Source organism: Paraclostridium dentum (assembly GCF_012922555.1).
GTDB lineage: Bacteria > Bacillota > Clostridia > Peptostreptococcales > Peptostreptococcaceae > Paraclostridium > Paraclostridium dentum.
The window spans coordinates 449,363-465,333 of the sequence record NZ_WIPK01000001.1 but is presented as its reverse complement, the minus strand read 5'-3'; the positions used below and the strand labels follow the sequence as shown (position 1 = coordinate 465,333).

Sequence of the window (15,971 nt, the reverse complement as noted above, 5' to 3'; positions counted from 1 at the left end):
AAAAAAGATGTCTCAAAAACTTTTTTTGAGACATCTTTTTATTATTACTTAACAGCTTCTATTGCTTTTTCATAGTTAGGCTCATTTGTTATTTCTTCTAAGTACTCTGTATATACTACTTTATTGTCTTCATCTACAACTATAACAGCTCTTGATACAAGCCCTAATTCTTTTATATATAAACCATAAGCTTTAGAGAATTCTCTATCCTTATAGTCTGATGCAGTAACAACATTTTCAATTCCTGCATTTCCGCACCATCTAGCTTGTGCAAATGGTAAATCCATTGATATAGTAAATACTTTAACATCATTTAACTTTGCAGCTTCTTGATTAAACTTTCTAACTTCTATATCACACACTGGAGTATCTATTGATGGAACTGCTACTAATATTTTTTTACCCTTTGTTTCACTAAACTTTATAGGACTTAAATCATTTCCTACTACTGTAAAATCAGGTGCTACATCTCCTACTTTAACTTGATTTCCTTCTAATGTTAATGGTGCTCCACTAAATGTAACTTTCATATATATATCCTCCTAATTATCTTTCAATTTTATTTTTGTCTTTAATTCAAATATTATGCAAAATAAAAGAGCATAATTTCTTATACTCTTTTATACCCGCTCAAATTGTTATTAAACAATAATGATTATAGTTAATTTTTTATTTATATATGTTTAGATATATTTGCATTTTCGTCTATAATTCCTTCAATTATAGGCATTTTGCTAACCATTATAGTAGTAACTCCAGGACCATGACCAAGCGTTACACAATCACTATGGACAATTACACCTATGCTAACTGCTCCTTTTAAATATCCCCTTCCATATGTATTATCGCAGTCTTCTAATAAAACTAAATCTCCAAATTTCAACTTATCAAGTCCAAGTCTTTTTATTTCATCAAAGTCAGCAGTCATTATATCATAATCTCCAGTATAAGCACTACTTGAACCTATTCCTGATCCCATTAAGTATGGTGGAACTTTTGCAACAACTGGAACTTGTATTTTACCATCTTTTTCTATTATTCCTAGCTTTTCAAATAAGTTTGGATCTATACTCATTATATGTATATCATCAAACCCTTCTAATTTTAAACCTTGACCATATGCTTTGACCATAATTTTATCATCTATAGCTAAGTTTTCCAAAGTTTCTTCATCAAAGTGTACAAGTACATGTTCTATTCCACCATGCATACCTGTAACATATCCTTTTGCACCTTTGGCTTCTCCACTTACAACCTTAGCCTCATTTCCTATACATGCAAACGTCATAAGTGCATTGCTCTCTCTTACATCTTCATTTCTAATAGAAACTCCTGGTTCAACATGATCTCCTGCTAAACCATAAACACAATCCCCTATCTTTACATTGTATGAAATTCCTCCTGTCGAAGGCAATATAACAGGTTTTCCTTCATGGGTTACTCTATAGCTTAAAGCTAGTGGATGATGTATTTTCCCTTGAACTGACCATTTTACAACTTTATCTTTATTTGTTTTCAACATAAAATTCCCCCTATATTTTTAATAATATTTAAGAAAATTAAAAATTCTCTAATAATATACTATTAGAGAATTTTTTAATTTATGTTAATTATGATGTTTAGCTTCAATTCTTGTATTTATTTTTCTTCCAACTAAGAATGATATAATAGTTAATGCTGTTACAAATATAATTCTCATAGGACTATGTATAAATCCTACTAAATCATTACCTATATAACTTGCAATTAAAAACATTAATATCCTACCACTTATCATAGCTGGTACAAAACTTTCGCTACTCTTATTTGAAACCCCGCAAGCTATAGTAACCAAGCATCCAGGTATAAACGGACAAGAATACGCAATAAATAATGTAGCAAATCCCTGGTGTTTTACCCAGTTTATAGCCCTATCAACTTTATTATTTTCTATTCTTTCAAATATTTTTATATGGCTAAATTTATTTGATAATAAAAATAGTAAATATGTGCCTGTACAAGATCCTAATACTGAACCTAAAAGTCCAAATACCCATCCCATCATAACACTATTTGCAACTACTATCCCCATTAGTGGCAATGCAGGAATAAAACTTTCTAAAAAACTTGCAAATGTCCCTACTATAAAAACTAAAATAAAGTTGTCTCTAGCTAATGTAAATAATGTCTCTATATGTTCCATACTCTATTCTCCTTAAATCTATAAGCAAATTCTATTTGTTGTCTGCCTTTAATTTAATACTATTTTACTCCTATTGTTTTTTTATATCAATATTTATTACTTAATTGTAATGTAAATATAACAAAAATGACAACTCTTATGAGTTGTCATTTTTTACTCGATATACTATATGTATATATTTCGCTTTCACCGAATTTATTACCTTCTATAGAATATGCTAACTTGTTGTTATCACTTATTGCTATATACGGTATTCCTTTTATCATAGGTATGCTGCCTAGTTTATATACATCTACATTCTCACTATACATACCTAGTTCATATACATCTATAGTACTTTCATTATTACCCGTATAATATACAGTTACCAGTTTGCTTTTATCTTTACTTAAATACATTTCATCTAAATGTACTCCATTTATTATTTTTTTAGACTTATGCTCAGTATCATATATATATACATCTTTCTTGTCTGCATTAGTTCCTTCAATTAATAAATGTGTATCGTCTATAACATCAAAGTCAGATATAAATTTTATATCATCAATTTTAGATACTGAATTGTTTTTCAAATCATATATATCAATTTTATTTTTATTTACATTTAGCATATAAAGCTTTGTTCCATCTTGGGAAAATAAAATTTTATTTACATAATCACTCTTTTTAAGTTCATAAGTTTTAATAATTTTTTCTTCATTTATGTCATATGAAAATAATTCGCCATTTTTATAACCATAAAAACCACTGCTATCTGGTACCCAGCCTAATAAATCAAAATAGTAAGGTAAGGTAATATAACTATCGTCTTTTAAATTATATAACACACTCTTTAAGTCTTTATATTTATCATTCTTTTCATGTTCAGCTGTATTATATGCTAGTATTTCCTTTGATGGAGACATACTCTCCAAATTATACATAGTAAAAGCACCATCATTTAAGGTTTTTACATTTAAAATACTTTCATCATCAGGATTTATTTCATATATGTTTATTCCAGATTTGTTGTTGTCTGTATAATTACTTATAGCTAGCAAGTTATCCTCATTGAATTCTAAGTCTAGAATATAGTCATCTATAGGTATAACAGAGTCTAATTTTATACTTTCATCTTTATTTTTATAGTTACTTTCATTGTAATCATAAGTTTTTCCATCTAATTTTACATTTTTGCTATATTCTTTATTCTCATATACACTTACATATACAATAAGCGAAAGTATCCCTACAATAAAAAGTAAAAGTATTATATTCTTTATATCTTGCTTTATATTCTTTAGCATTATATAGTTCTCCTTAACTTATTGTAGGAAGTTTTATAGAAACCGCAGTTCCTTTATTAACCTCGCTTTTAATGTCGATTTTCCCATTATAACTATCAACTATTGACTTGACAATAGCAAGTCCTAATCCAGTACTGCCTAATTCTCTAGTTTCACTTTTAGATACTCTATAAAAAGGAGATAATATATTTTCAAGTTCCTTTTCTTCAATACCTTCTCCTGAATCTATAACTGATATATTTGCAAATTTACCTTCTATATACGCGTTCACAAATATGTCTGAATTAACTTTTCCATATTTAATAGCATTATCAAGTAAATTTATTATAATTTCTTTAATTTTATCTTCATTTGCAATTATTTTTATATTTTTTCCAACATTGATGTTTATACTCATATTATATTTTTTAGCTTTATGAGTCATGTCTTCACACATACTTACTATTATTTTAGATAAATCTATCTTTTTTAATTCATAATCAAAGTTTTTATTACTATTTTTAGATATATCAAGTAATTGTACAATCATTCTATTTAATCTATTGGCCTCAGATATGATTCTATTTATTCCTTTATTAAAAAACTCTTCATCTGTAAATTGGTTGTCTTTTATAATCTCACTATATCCAATTATAGTTGTCATAGGAGTTTTAAGTTCATGAGTTACATTATCAAAAAATTTCTTTTGTTTTTCTGATAACTCCCTTAAATTATCTCGATCTTCTTCTATAGTTTTTATCTGAGTATTTATTGTCTCAATCATATTATTAAAATCAGATGCAAGCATTCCTAACTCATCACTAGAACTTATATCTATATTTACATCAAAATTACCATCTGTAACTTCTTTAGTTTTATTTGCTAAATTTTTTATTGGAGATGTTATTTGCTTTGATATAATATATGCAATAATCATACTTACCGCAAAAATCATCACAGAAAAAATCAATGTTTTATTTATAAATAATTTAGTTTTATTAAATAAAGGTGTATAATCATTTGCAAATCTTATCATACCTATAAGTTTATCTTCTCTAAAAATAGGATATGATACATATACTAAAGCCTTATCGTCTTTATACTCAATTGTATATGATAGTTCTCCATTTAATGCATTTTCCATATCTTTAGTTCTTTTTAGTTGTTTATATTTTTCTGTTCTTGGATATAGTAGTCCTCCCATATCATTGTAAATATAAACAGTTTTATCTAATCTATAAGTCAAATCTCTTGAAATTGAACTACTTTTTGACGCAAATGAAATTTTATTAAATTCCATTTTATTAAATCTAAAATACTGATGTAAATATAAATTAATACTTTTAGTTGTATCTTTAATTTCATTATCAATTAAATATTCTACTACATTATTAAGTACTGAGTTGCTATAAATAACTATAGAAAATATAACAAAAAAGATTATAACTAAGAAAAACAACATTATTTTGTTGGTTATGGAGTTTTTCATATTTATATTTTTTGTCCAGATAACTTATACCCCGCTCCAATTACAGTTTCTATACAATTGTAATCACCTAGTTTTTTTCTAAGCCTTTGTATATGAGTATCTACGGTTCTGCTTTCACATTCAAAGTCTATACCCCATATATTATCTAGTAATTGAGCCCTGTTTAGTACTGTGTTTATGTTCTCCACAAAATATAAAAGAAGTTCGTATTCTTTACTTGTTAAATGAATAATTTCATTATCTAATCTAACTTTCATTTCTTTTTTATTTATTTCTAAGCCATTTGCTAATTTAACAACTTCTATATCTGATTTAATATTGTCTTCTAATAAGCTTATTCTTCTAAATATAGACTTAACTCTTGCAACTACTTCTCTTATATTAAACGGCTTAGTTATATAATCATCCGCTCCTAATTCTAAGCCTAAAACTTTATCTATAGTATCTGACTTCGCAGTCAACATTATTATAGGTATGGAGAAATTAGTTGTTACATTCTTACAGATATCAAGTCCATTCATATCTGGGAGCATTAAATCTAATATAATTAAGTTTGGTCTGAAACTCGAAACAAGTTCAATAGCAGATTTTCCTGTATCTGCTATTTTAGTTTCATAACCTTCTTTTCTTAGAGAATAAGATAGTATATCCGATATATTTTCTTCATCTTCAACTATTAATATCTTCTTCATATCTACATCCTTCTTTCGTTTATAAAGAATCTATATTTTTTCCTTCTATAAATATTTGGTGCCATAAACAGAATACAAATATTGTCCAAACTTTTCTTGAGTTATCTTTACTTCCTTTTATATGTTCATCTAATAAACCTATAGCATACTCTTTATTTATAAGATCATCCGTTTTTGATTCAGTTATTATATTTCTTACATATTTACCTAAATCATCTTTTAACCACACTCTTATAGGTGTTGGGAATCCTAGTTTTTTCTTTTCTACCATATGTTGAGGTACTACATCTTTAAATGCTTCTCTTAGTAAAACTTTTGTATTCTTATTGCTTATTTTTTGATCTAATCTTAAATGTCTAGCAACTTCAAATACTTCTTTATCTAAAAATGGTACTCTAAGTTCTATAGATGATGCCATTGACATTTTATCACCTTTTAGTAAAATATCGCCTTCTAACCATGTATTTATATCTATATCTTGCATAGTTGTTACATAGTCATAACTTTTTCTTTTGCAATCTCTATATAAATCTCTAACTACTTTACTATATGTGTTATTATCATCATACTTATTTATTATACTCTTTACTTCATTATTTTCAAATATTTTAGCATTTCCTATATATCTTTTTTCTAAAGGTGTAGTTGCTCTAACTAAGTAGTTTTTACCTCTTAGTTCTGGCATTTTTGTAAATATTTTATTTAAAGTTTGGTTTAAACCTTTAGATAATCCTAAAAATGGCTTAACAGCTTCATATTCTTTGTATATATTGTAACCTGCAAAGAACTCATCAGCTCCTTCTCCAGATAATACTACAGTTACATGTTTTCTAGCCTCTTTTGATAAGAAGTATATTCCAACACATGATGGATCTGCTAATGGATCATCTAAACTGTAGATTACTTTAGGAAGTGCTTTTATATAATCTTCTTGAGTTACTCTTATTTGTATGTTTTCAATTCCTAATGCATCTGCACTTTTCTTTGCAACACTTAATTCATTGTATCCGTCTACTTCAAATCCTACAGAGAAAGATTTTATTTTAGGATTTATTTTTGATGCTAATGCAGCAATTATAGTTGAGTCTATTCCACCTGATAAAAAAGTTCCAACTTCAACATTAGATATCATATGATGCTTTACAGAATCGTCTAATATATTGTATATATCTTCTTTTGTAACTTCTTTTTCATTTGTAAATCTAGGTTCAAAATATTTTTCAAATCTTATTTGATTATTTTCAATTGTAAAACAAGTTCCATTAGGTACTTTTTTGATTCCTTCCATCATAGTATTATATCTTGGAACATATTGGAATGACAAATAGTTTTGTAAGCTTTTATCATCTACATTTTTTTCATTTACTATTGGCATTAAAGCTTTATATTCTGATGAAAATGCTATATATTCATCATTTTCAGTGTAGTATAATGGCTTTATACCAAAATGATCTCTAGCCCCAAATATAGTATTTGTGTTCTCATCATAAATTACAAATGCAAACATTCCTCTAAAATCTTTAACAGCTGATTTTCCATATTCTAAATAAGAAGTAAGTAATACTTCTGTATCTGATCCTGTTTTAAACTCATGCCCTTTAGCTATAAGTTCATCTCTTAACTCTTCATGGTTATAGATTTCCCCGTTAAATATTATCGTACTCTCTTTTTTACTAAATGGTTGATGTCCATGAGATAAATCAATTATACTAAGTCTTTTAAATCCAAACCCTACATTATCTTTTACAAATAATCCTGTATCATCAGGTCCTCTATGATTAATTTTTTCAGTTAATTCGCTTAATAAAGCCTCATCAACATTTCCTTTTTTACTATATAAAAAAACGTGTCCACACATAAAATTTCTCCTTCTGTCATAAATACAAATTATTCCTACTTTTTCCTGCCTATTTTACATATTTTATCATACCCCTGTAACAAATTGATTACGCATATGTAACAAAACTGTTACACGATCCTAGTTTACAATAAAAAAAACTAGAGAAAACTCTCTAGTTTTAATTTCTTAATTGTGTTTTATATATTATAAACTCAATTATTCTGCTATTGTTACGTTAGCAGCTTGAGGTCCTCTTGCTCCTTCAACTATCTCAAAGTTAACTGCTTGACCTTCTTCTAATGATTTGAATCCATCTCTTTGTATAGCTGAGAAATGTACGAATACGTCATCTCCACCTTCTACAGATATAAATCCAAATCCTTTTTCATTATTAAACCATTTAACTGTTCCATTCATCATTTTGGAATCCTCCTAAAACCTTGTAAAAAAATTTAACATTTACTAATGTTATCTTAATTTTAACATAATTGTAATTACTTTACAATATGTTTATTATCAACTTGGAAAACTTATTCACAGTCTTCAAATTGACTATTATATAAAGATGCATAGAATCCATCAGCTTTTAATAATTCTTCATGGCTTCCTTGCTCAATTATATCTCCATCTTTCATAACTAGTATTAAATCTGCATCTTTTATAGTTGATAATCTATGAGCTATTATAAAGCTTGTTCTACCTTCCATAAGATTTTCCATAGCTTTTTGTATTAAAACTTCTGTACGAGTATCAACTGAACTAGTAGCTTCATCTAATATAAGTATTTTAGGATCTGCTAAAATCGCACGAGCTATAGTTAAAAGTTGCTTTTGACCTTGAGATACGTTACTAGCTTCTTCATTTAATTCCATGCTATATCCTGCTGGAAGAGTTTTTACAAAGTGATGCACATGAGCTGCTTTAGATGCCTCTATAACCTCTTCATCAGTAGCATTAAGTTTAGAGTATCTTATGTTTTCCATTATGCTACCATTAAATAGCCATGTGTCTTGTAAAACCATTCCAAATAAGCTACGTAAGTCAGCTCTGTTAAAATCATTTATATTTTTACCATCTATCAGTATAGCACCTTTATTTACATCATAAAAACGCATTAATAATTTTACAACTGTAGTTTTACCAGCACCAGTAGGCCCAACTATAGCTACTTTTTGTCCTGCTTTTATATTTGTTGTAAAGTCATTTATTATTATTTTATCTTCAGAATATCCAAAGTTAACATGATCAAAAGAAACATCCCCTTCGATATTTTCAACGCTAACTGGATGATCACTTACTTGGATTTCTTCTTCTTCATCTAAAAATTCAAATGCTCTTTCTGCTGCTGCTGCCATAGATTGCATTATATTTGCAACTTGTGCAGTTTGAGCTATTGGTTGGTTAAAACTTCTTACATATTGTATAAATGAAAGTATATCCCCAACTTGGATAGTTTTCTTTATAGTAAAGTATCCACCTAGTATAGATACTAAAACATAACCTAAATTACCTATAAACGTCATCATCGGCATCATCATTCCAGATAGGAATTGAGATTTCCATGCAGATTCATATAACTTATCATTTAACTCATTAAACTCTGCTATAGCTGCATCTTCTCTATTGAATGCTTTAACTATATTGTGTCCACCATAAGTTTCTTCAACTTGACCATTAACATGACCTAAATATTTTTGTTGAGATTTAAAGTGGCTTTGTGAGTTCTTAACAATAAAACCTATTATTATCATAGATATAGGTAATATTAATAATGAAGCTATAGTCATTTGCCAACTTATAGATAACATCATTATAAGAACCCCTATTACAGTTGTAACAGCTGTGATAATTTGAGTCATAATTTGATTTAAGTTTTGACTTAACGTATCTATATCATTTGTAATTCTTGATAGTACTTCACCATGTGTTCTTTTATCAAAATACTTAAGTGGCATACGATTTATTTTTTCTGAAATTTCTTTTCTCAGTTTATATGAAACCTTTTGAGATATTCCAGAAACTATAAATGATTGAACAAATGAGAATAACGCACTTATTACATATAGTCCTAATAAAATTAAAAGAACTTTGCCTATATAATTAAAATCTATCCCAGCATTTCCTTGATTACTAACTTTTCTAATCAGTCCTTCAAATATCTCAGTAGTAGCTTTACCTAATACCTTAGGTCCTACTATAGAGAATGCAGAACTCCCTATTGCAAATATAACTACTATAAATATAGATATTCTGTAAGGTTTTAAATAATTGAAAAGATTTTTCATTGTACCTTTAAAATCTTTTGCTTTTTCTGTTCCTCTCATTCCTCCCATAGGTCCGCCCATTTTAGGAGTAGATTGCTTTTTATTACTCATTGTCAAGTTCCTCCTTTGAAAGTTGTGATTGGGCAATTTCTTTGTACACTTCACAATTTTTAAGAAGTTCTTCATGTTTTCCAATTCCTACAATACTACCTTGATCAAGTACTATTATTTGGTCAGCATTTAATATCGTACTTATTCTTTGAGCTACTATAAGTACTGTAGAATCTCCAGTTTCTTCTTTTAGTGATTTTCTAAGTGCTGCATCTGTTTTTAAGTCTAAAGCAGAGAAACTATCGTCAAAAATATATATTTCTGGATTTTTAGCTATTGCTCTAGCTATTGAAAGTCTTTGTTTCTGACCTCCTGAAACATTTGTACCACCTTGTGAAATTTCACTTTCAAACTTATCAGGTTTAGTTTCTATAAACTCTAAAGCTTGTGCTATCTCCGCTGCTTTTCTAACTTCTTCATCCGTAGCACTTTGGTTCCCATATCTTAAGTTAGAGTCTATGTCGCCTGAGAATAAAACTCCTTTTTGAGGTACATATCCAATTCTATCTCTTAAATTATGTTGACTAGCATCTTTTACATCTATACCATCTACTAATATTTCACCTTCTGTTACATCATAGAAACGAGGTATTAAATTTATAAGAGTTGATTTTCCTGATCCTGTACTTCCTATAAACGCTGTAGTTTGGCCTGGGTTTGCAGTAAATGTTATATTTCTTAAAACATCTTCTTCTGCATTAGGATATCTGAAGCTTACATTCTTAAATTCAACTATCCCCTTTTTATTTTCATCAAATTCTTTAGTATTTTTCTTATCTTTTATATTTACATCTTTGCTTATAACTTCATCTATACGATCCATAGAAACTATAGCACGTGGTAATATCATAGATACCATTGATATCATTAAGAATGCCATTATGATTTGCATAGTATATTGTATAAATGCCATCATATCTCCAACTTGCATATTCCCTGAATCAACACGATGAGCACCATTCCATACTATTAATATAGTAATTAAGTTCATTATTAGAGTCATAGTTGGCATCATCATAGACATAGTTCTATTGACAAATAAATTAGTTTTCATTAAATCAGTGTTTGCATTATCAAATCTTTTTTCTTCATGCTTTTCAGTGCCAAATGCTCTTATTACTAACATTCCTGTAAGCATTTCACGAGTTACTAAGTTCACCTTATCAACAAGCTTTTGAACAGATTTAAACTTAGGCATAACTAATGCAAATAAAACTAATACTACAGATATTATTGCAAGAACTGCAACACCTATTATCCAAGCCATAGAAGTATCAGTTCCTAATACTTTTATAACTCCACCTAAAGCAAGTATAGGTGCATAAAATACAATTCTAAGTAACATTACCATTAGCATTTGTACTTGTTGTATATCATTTGTACTACGAGTTATTAAAGACGCAGTCGAGAATTCATCCATTTCTTTATTAGAGAATGAAATTACTTTATGGAATACATCTTTTCTTAAGTTTCTACCAAGCTTTGCTGCAACTTTAGCACCTAAGTATCCAACTGCAACTGTAGCTAACATACTTATTAAGGCTACTCCTAACATTATCGCACCCGTTTTGAATATGTAGTTAGTTTGAAGTTTATCTACATTTATTCCCATTGCTTTGTATTCACCTTTTACATATCCTATAGCACCTTGAGTTACCATACTTTCTGGCATTTTATCAACTTTTTCATCAAACTTAGATTCTATTTGCTTTAAAGAATCTTTAGGCATAGACTTAAAAGTAGCCATTATATCCATATTAGGGTTAACCGGAACTCCCGGTGGTGTCATTTGTTTTACAATTTGAGTCTTGTTTTTTTCTATACCAGATACTATCATAATAGATTTTGACATTATAGGGTTTAACTTATCTATTACTTCTTTATCATTTGTATTAAGCTTATATACTTTTTCATCAATCTTAATATCTTTAAACTCACCCTTATCAAGTAAGTCATAATGTTTCATTACTTCACTTTTGTCTTTGTCACTCATAAAGATAGTAAGATTATTTAGTTCGCTCTCTCTTATAACTTCTGGAACTGCATTTTCAATACCATTTTGCTGAATACCAATATTTACTATATTAGATGTATAATCAGGTAATGATAAATCACATATAGCTTGAATCGTTAACAGTCCAACTATAAGTACTACAGAACCGACTGAGTTTCTTAAATGTTTAATTAACTTAATCATTTTGCTACTTCTCCCTTTTAGATTTTAATAGTTATGTTTTAATAATTATTATATTTTTATAATTATTATAAGTCAATAACTTTTTTAAATTGTATAAAATTTTATTTTAGTTTATAATAGTAATATAATCACAGATTAAAGGAGATTTTATATGGATAAAAAAGATTTAACTAAAACATCTGATGCATTATTCAACTTGTTAATTCAACTGAATAATAAAGTGTTTAATCAAGATAAAATGGTTAAATGCTCACCTCTTCCTCCATCACATGTTAAGGTTATATTTTATTTACTTAATAATGGATCTTCATCTATATCAGATATAGCTTCTAACTTAGAAATATCTAAGCCAAACATGACGCCTATTATAGATAAACTTTTAAGAGACGACCTAGTTCATAGAACTGAAGATCCTAATGACAGAAGAATTGTCAGAATAGCGTTAACACAAAAAGCTTTAGACATATCAGCTGAACATAAAAGAAGACTAAAGGAGTCTCTTTTCACTAAATTGTCAACGCTTTCAAATGATGACTTAATCCAAATGCAAGATTTAGTTTCTCAGCTTACTAATATAATAGTCAAGCTAGATTAGATTAAATAAAAAAGAACTCTGGAGAGTTCTTTTTTATTTAACTTTTTCAGGTAAAATTATAACAAATTCGCTACCCTTTCCAACTTCACTTTTAACATATATAGTCCCACTATGTAGATCTATAATTTGTTTAGTAATTGTTAATCCTAAACCACTTCCTCCTTTGACCTCTGAATTAGCATCCACAACTTGGTTAAATCTATTAAATATCGATTCATGGAATTTTTTTTCAATGCCAATTCCACTATCCTTTACACTTATCATTACTTTATCGTTTAAATCTTTTATTTTTATTTCTATCTTTCCACCTCTTGGTGTAAATTTAACTGCATTTCCAATTAAATTAACTATACATCTTTCAATTTCATACTTATCACATTCTATTATTTTCTCTTCAATTTCAGGGTCTATTATAAACTCAATGCCTTTGTTTTCTATAAAATCTCTTAGTCCTAAAACTGTTTCTTCAACAATATAAACTATATCATTGTTTTGTAATTGAACTATATACTGCCCATTTTGTAATTTAGTGCTATCTATTATATTGTTAATAAGATTTAAAAGTCGTTTTGAATTTTTATCTATAACATCCATGTAATGACTTATTTTTTCCTTACTTATTCCTTGTTGCTTTTTATTAAGCTCACTTATAAGTTGCCTTGTACTATTTATTACATTTAAAGGAGTTCTTAATTCATGAGATAAATTTACAAAATAATTATTTTTACTTTTTTCTAATACAATAACTTTATTCAAAAGATTATTATTTTTTTCCATTTCATTTTTTAGTTGATAAGTTCTTTTTTCTACAAGTCTATCTAATTTTTTCATTCTATTTATACTCATATAAATTATTATTATTATTATTACCGCATATATAGCTAAAGCTATATTACTTATCCAACAAGGTTTTTTTATAGTAAAATTAATACTGCTTTGTTCGCTAAAATTTCCATTATCATTTCTAGAAACCACTTTAAATGTATAATCTCCAGCATCTAAATCACTAAAAACAACAGTGTTCTCATAAGTTATGTTCCAATCACTATTTTTTTTCGAATACAGTTTAAAAGGATTATTTTTATGCTCTAACTTGTAATAATATTGTGTTTTTTTTACATCTTTATATGAAGTTAAGAAAAAGCTTATACTTATATTATTCTCATAACTAGTAAATTTTTTCCCATTTATATCTTTGTAATTTTTCCCATTTATATTAAATTCATCAAATTCTACATGCCCAACAAAGTTTGATTTTTTTATATCTTCAGGATAGAAAACATTTAATCCATTTATTCCACCAAAGAAAAACTCTCCGTTTTTATTTTCATAGGATGCATTACTGTTGAACTCATTACTTTGCAATCCATCAGCAACTCCTAATGTCTGGAATTTGTCACTTTTTATATCTAATTTAGCTATTCCTAAGTTAGTGCTAACCCACGGATTATTTTTTTTATCAAACAAAATTCCATACACAGTATTATTGGGTAAACCCTCTTTAGTTGTGTAAACTTTAAAAGTTTTATCATTAGGATTGAATTTATTTAGCCCATATCTAGTTCCTATCCACACATTTCCATATGAATCTTCTTTTATATCTTTTATACTATTACTACTTATGCTGCCAGCTTTACTCTTATCAACTTTATAAACTTCATGTTCATACGTATCTAAATTTAATCTTATAAGTCCTCCTTGTAAAAAAAGACCTATATACAGATACCCATTTTTATCCTCATATATAGAGGATACGTATGTATCATTTTTATTAATTTTTTTCAGTAAATAAGTATAATCTTTGATAGTATTGTCATTTGTATTCAACATACTAATTCCGTCAATTGTTCCTATCCATAAATATCCACGTTTATCTAAAAATAATGATTTAATATTATTATTTGCAATATTATTTTCTTTAAAATATTTTTCAACTTTTTTTGTTTTCTTATTTAATACGTTTAACCCATTGTCAGTTGCTATGTATATATAGTCGTCTTTTCCAGTTATATCATTTATAGAGTAATCACTTAAAGTAAACTCATTGTGTTCTTTATCTATTCTTCTCACTATATTTTTTTCTCTATCTATTATATTAATTCCCTTTGAGTTTGTTCCTACCCATAAAAGGACTTCATTATCTTCATATATACCTTGTATCAAATTGCTGTTTATAGAATTTTCATCTGATGGGTTAGTTTTATAATGTTGGATTTCATTATCTGGATCAAACATACTTATTCCTGCATACGTCCCTAACCATATTAACCCACTTTTATCCTCAATTATACTAATTACGTCATTAGCTATAAGACTAGTTTTATCATATATTTCATTTGAATATATAATAAAATTATTAGTCTTATAATTGTATTTAGCTAAGCCTTGGTTTGTGCAAACCCATAGATTACCTCTACTATCCTTCATAATATCATTTACACGATTTCCTGGTAATGAATTTTTATTATCTAAATTATTGCTATATCTAGTAATTTCGTTATTTGATATATTAATTTTAATTAATCCTGAATTGCTTGTCCCTAACCATATATTTTCTTTTTCATAATAAACTTTATTTATACTACTTTCACTTATAGAGTTTTTACCTTTATTTTGGTAAAACTCCAATCTATTTTTTAAATTTGCATCGTATTTATCTAACCCTTTGTCAGTTCCTATCCATATATTCCCTTTTTCATCCTCAGTTAATGATTTTACCATTTGATTGGTTAACTGATTTTCACTACTCAACACTCTTTTAAATTTATCATTTTCTTTATCATACAAGTTTAATCCATTTGATGTTGCAACTATAATGCGATTATCTTTAGTTACTAAAATATCTCGGATATTATAATGCGATAAATTACCATTGTCATTTCTATCTAAATAATTATTTATACCTCCAGTTTTTAAATTTATTTTACTTAATCCATTTGCTGTTCCTACCCATATATTTCCACTATTATCTTCTGTAACATCTATAATAAAGTTGTTGCTTATGCTATTTTTATCCTTATCGTTATATGAATACACCTTAAAATCATATCCATTGTATCTATTAAGCCCATCATTAGTTCCTATCCACATATATCCATTTATATCTTGATATAAAGTGTTTACAGAAGATTGAGAAAGTCCATCCTCAATGGTTATATTTTTAAAGCTCATATCATTGTATGCATATGCTAAATCTAGATTAATCCCACAAAATATCATTATTAGAACAAATATAGTAAATTTTTTTATTAATTTATTTTTTTTCATATCAGTCCTCCATTCAATCTGTTCCATTTTTTCGCATAGGCACAATTATACTATATTTCGATTTTTATA

The 15,971-nt window shown here is 27.6% G+C and carries 12 protein-coding genes; 1 reads left to right on the top strand and 11 read right to left on the bottom strand.

Annotated features, from left to right (window positions below; translation table 11 throughout):
* Nucleotides 1-44 precede the first annotated feature (44 nt).
* The 10 genes from tpx to GFJ41_RS02080 form a co-directional block, all read right to left on the bottom strand.
* Nucleotides 45-530, bottom strand: a complete 486-nt coding sequence (gene tpx / locus GFJ41_RS02125) for a thiol peroxidase (protein WP_035118772.1) — start codon at nt 528-530, stop codon at nt 45-47.
* 143 nt (nt 531-673) lie between these two features.
* Nucleotides 674-1,522, bottom strand: coding sequence for a DUF4438 domain-containing protein (locus GFJ41_RS02120; protein ID WP_035118774.1), 849 nt, complete (start codon nt 1,520-1,522; stop codon nt 674-676).
* Nucleotides 1,523-1,606: 84 nt separating this feature from the next.
* The gene (locus GFJ41_RS02115; RefSeq protein ID WP_035118776.1) at nt 1,607-2,182 is read right to left on the bottom strand and encodes a TVP38/TMEM64 family protein; all 576 of its coding nucleotides are present in this window, start codon (nt 2,180-2,182) and stop codon (nt 1,607-1,609) included.
* 146 nt (nt 2,183-2,328) lie between these two features.
* The gene (locus GFJ41_RS02110; RefSeq protein ID WP_035118779.1) at nt 2,329-3,468 is read right to left on the bottom strand and encodes a YncE family protein; all 1,140 of its coding nucleotides are present in this window, start codon (nt 3,466-3,468) and stop codon (nt 2,329-2,331) included.
* A gap of 13 nt (nt 3,469-3,481) precedes the next feature.
* Nucleotides 3,482-4,936 carry a HAMP domain-containing sensor histidine kinase gene (locus GFJ41_RS02105; protein ID WP_035118782.1) on the bottom strand — a complete coding sequence of 485 codons (1,455 nt, stop codon included), beginning with the start codon at nt 4,934-4,936 and terminating at the stop codon, nt 3,482-3,484.
* Nucleotides 4,937-4,938: 2 nt separating this feature from the next.
* Nucleotides 4,939-5,628: a response regulator transcription factor gene (locus GFJ41_RS02100; protein ID WP_052169323.1), complete on the bottom strand. Its 690-nt coding sequence runs from the start codon at nt 5,626-5,628 to the stop codon at nt 4,939-4,941.
* Nucleotides 5,629-5,647: 19 nt separating this feature from the next.
* Nucleotides 5,648-7,486 (bottom strand): asparagine synthase (glutamine-hydrolyzing), encoded by a 1,839-nt coding sequence (asnB, locus tag GFJ41_RS02095; protein ID WP_035118786.1) that lies wholly within the window; start codon nt 7,484-7,486, stop codon nt 5,648-5,650.
* 198 nt (nt 7,487-7,684) lie between these two features.
* Nucleotides 7,685-7,888 (bottom strand): cold-shock protein CspD, encoded by a 204-nt coding sequence (cspD, locus tag GFJ41_RS02090; RefSeq protein ID WP_021429181.1) that lies wholly within the window; start codon nt 7,886-7,888, stop codon nt 7,685-7,687.
* Between the two features lie 110 nt (nt 7,889-7,998).
* Nucleotides 7,999-9,843 carry an ABC transporter ATP-binding protein gene (locus tag GFJ41_RS02085; RefSeq protein WP_035118789.1) on the bottom strand — a complete coding sequence of 615 codons (1,845 nt, stop codon included), beginning with the start codon at nt 9,841-9,843 and terminating at the stop codon, nt 7,999-8,001.
* Nucleotides 9,836-12,040 (bottom strand): ABC transporter ATP-binding protein, encoded by a 2,205-nt coding sequence (locus tag GFJ41_RS02080; RefSeq protein ID WP_035118790.1) that lies wholly within the window; start codon nt 12,038-12,040, stop codon nt 9,836-9,838. Before GFJ41_RS02080 ends, GFJ41_RS02085 begins: the two co-directional genes overlap by 8 nt.
* Nucleotides 12,041-12,191: 151 nt before the next feature.
* Between GFJ41_RS02080 and GFJ41_RS02075 the strand changes: the two genes are divergently transcribed.
* Nucleotides 12,192-12,635, top strand: coding sequence for a MarR family winged helix-turn-helix transcriptional regulator (locus GFJ41_RS02075; RefSeq protein ID WP_035118792.1), 444 nt, complete (start codon nt 12,192-12,194; stop codon nt 12,633-12,635).
* A 33-nt stretch (nt 12,636-12,668) separates the two neighbouring features.
* Here the strand turns inward: GFJ41_RS02075 and GFJ41_RS02070 are convergent, their stop codons facing one another.
* Nucleotides 12,669-15,902: a ligand-binding sensor domain-containing protein gene (locus GFJ41_RS02070; protein ID WP_170074467.1), complete on the bottom strand. Its 3,234-nt coding sequence runs from the start codon at nt 15,900-15,902 to the stop codon at nt 12,669-12,671.
* Nucleotides 15,903-15,971: the final 69 nt, after the last annotated feature.

What these genes read in the sequence shown, in the direction of transcription:
- tpx (WP_035118772.1), bottom strand. Translation starts at nt 530, where the DNA reads ATGAAAGTTACATTTAGTGGAGCACCATTAACATTAGAAGGAAATCAA.
- GFJ41_RS02120 (WP_035118774.1), bottom strand. Translation starts at nt 1,522, where the DNA reads ATGTTGAAAACAAATAAAGATAAAGTTGTAAAATGGTCAGTTCAAGGG.
- GFJ41_RS02115 (WP_035118776.1), bottom strand. Translation starts at nt 2,182, where the DNA reads ATGGAACATATAGAGACATTATTTACATTAGCTAGAGACAACTTTATT.
- GFJ41_RS02110 (WP_035118779.1), bottom strand. Translation starts at nt 3,468, where the DNA reads ATGCTAAAGAATATAAAGCAAGATATAAAGAATATAATACTTTTACTT.
- GFJ41_RS02105 (WP_035118782.1), bottom strand. Translation starts at nt 4,936, where the DNA reads ATGAAAAACTCCATAACCAACAAAATAATGTTGTTTTTCTTAGTTATA.
- GFJ41_RS02100 (WP_052169323.1), bottom strand. Translation starts at nt 5,628, where the DNA reads ATGAAGAAGATATTAATAGTTGAAGATGAAGAAAATATATCGGATATA.
- asnB (WP_035118786.1), bottom strand. Translation starts at nt 7,486, where the DNA reads ATGTGTGGACACGTTTTTTTATATAGTAAAAAAGGAAATGTTGATGAG.
- cspD (WP_021429181.1), bottom strand. Translation starts at nt 7,888, where the DNA reads ATGATGAATGGAACAGTTAAATGGTTTAATAATGAAAAAGGATTTGGA.
- GFJ41_RS02085 (WP_035118789.1), bottom strand. Translation starts at nt 9,843, where the DNA reads ATGAGTAATAAAAAGCAATCTACTCCTAAAATGGGCGGACCTATGGGA.
- GFJ41_RS02080 (WP_035118790.1), bottom strand. Translation starts at nt 12,040, where the DNA reads ATGATTAAGTTAATTAAACATTTAAGAAACTCAGTCGGTTCTGTAGTA.
- GFJ41_RS02075 (WP_035118792.1), top strand. Translation starts at nt 12,192, where the DNA reads ATGGATAAAAAAGATTTAACTAAAACATCTGATGCATTATTCAACTTG.
- GFJ41_RS02070 (WP_170074467.1), bottom strand. Translation starts at nt 15,902, where the DNA reads ATGAAAAAAAATAAATTAATAAAAAAATTTACTATATTTGTTCTAATA.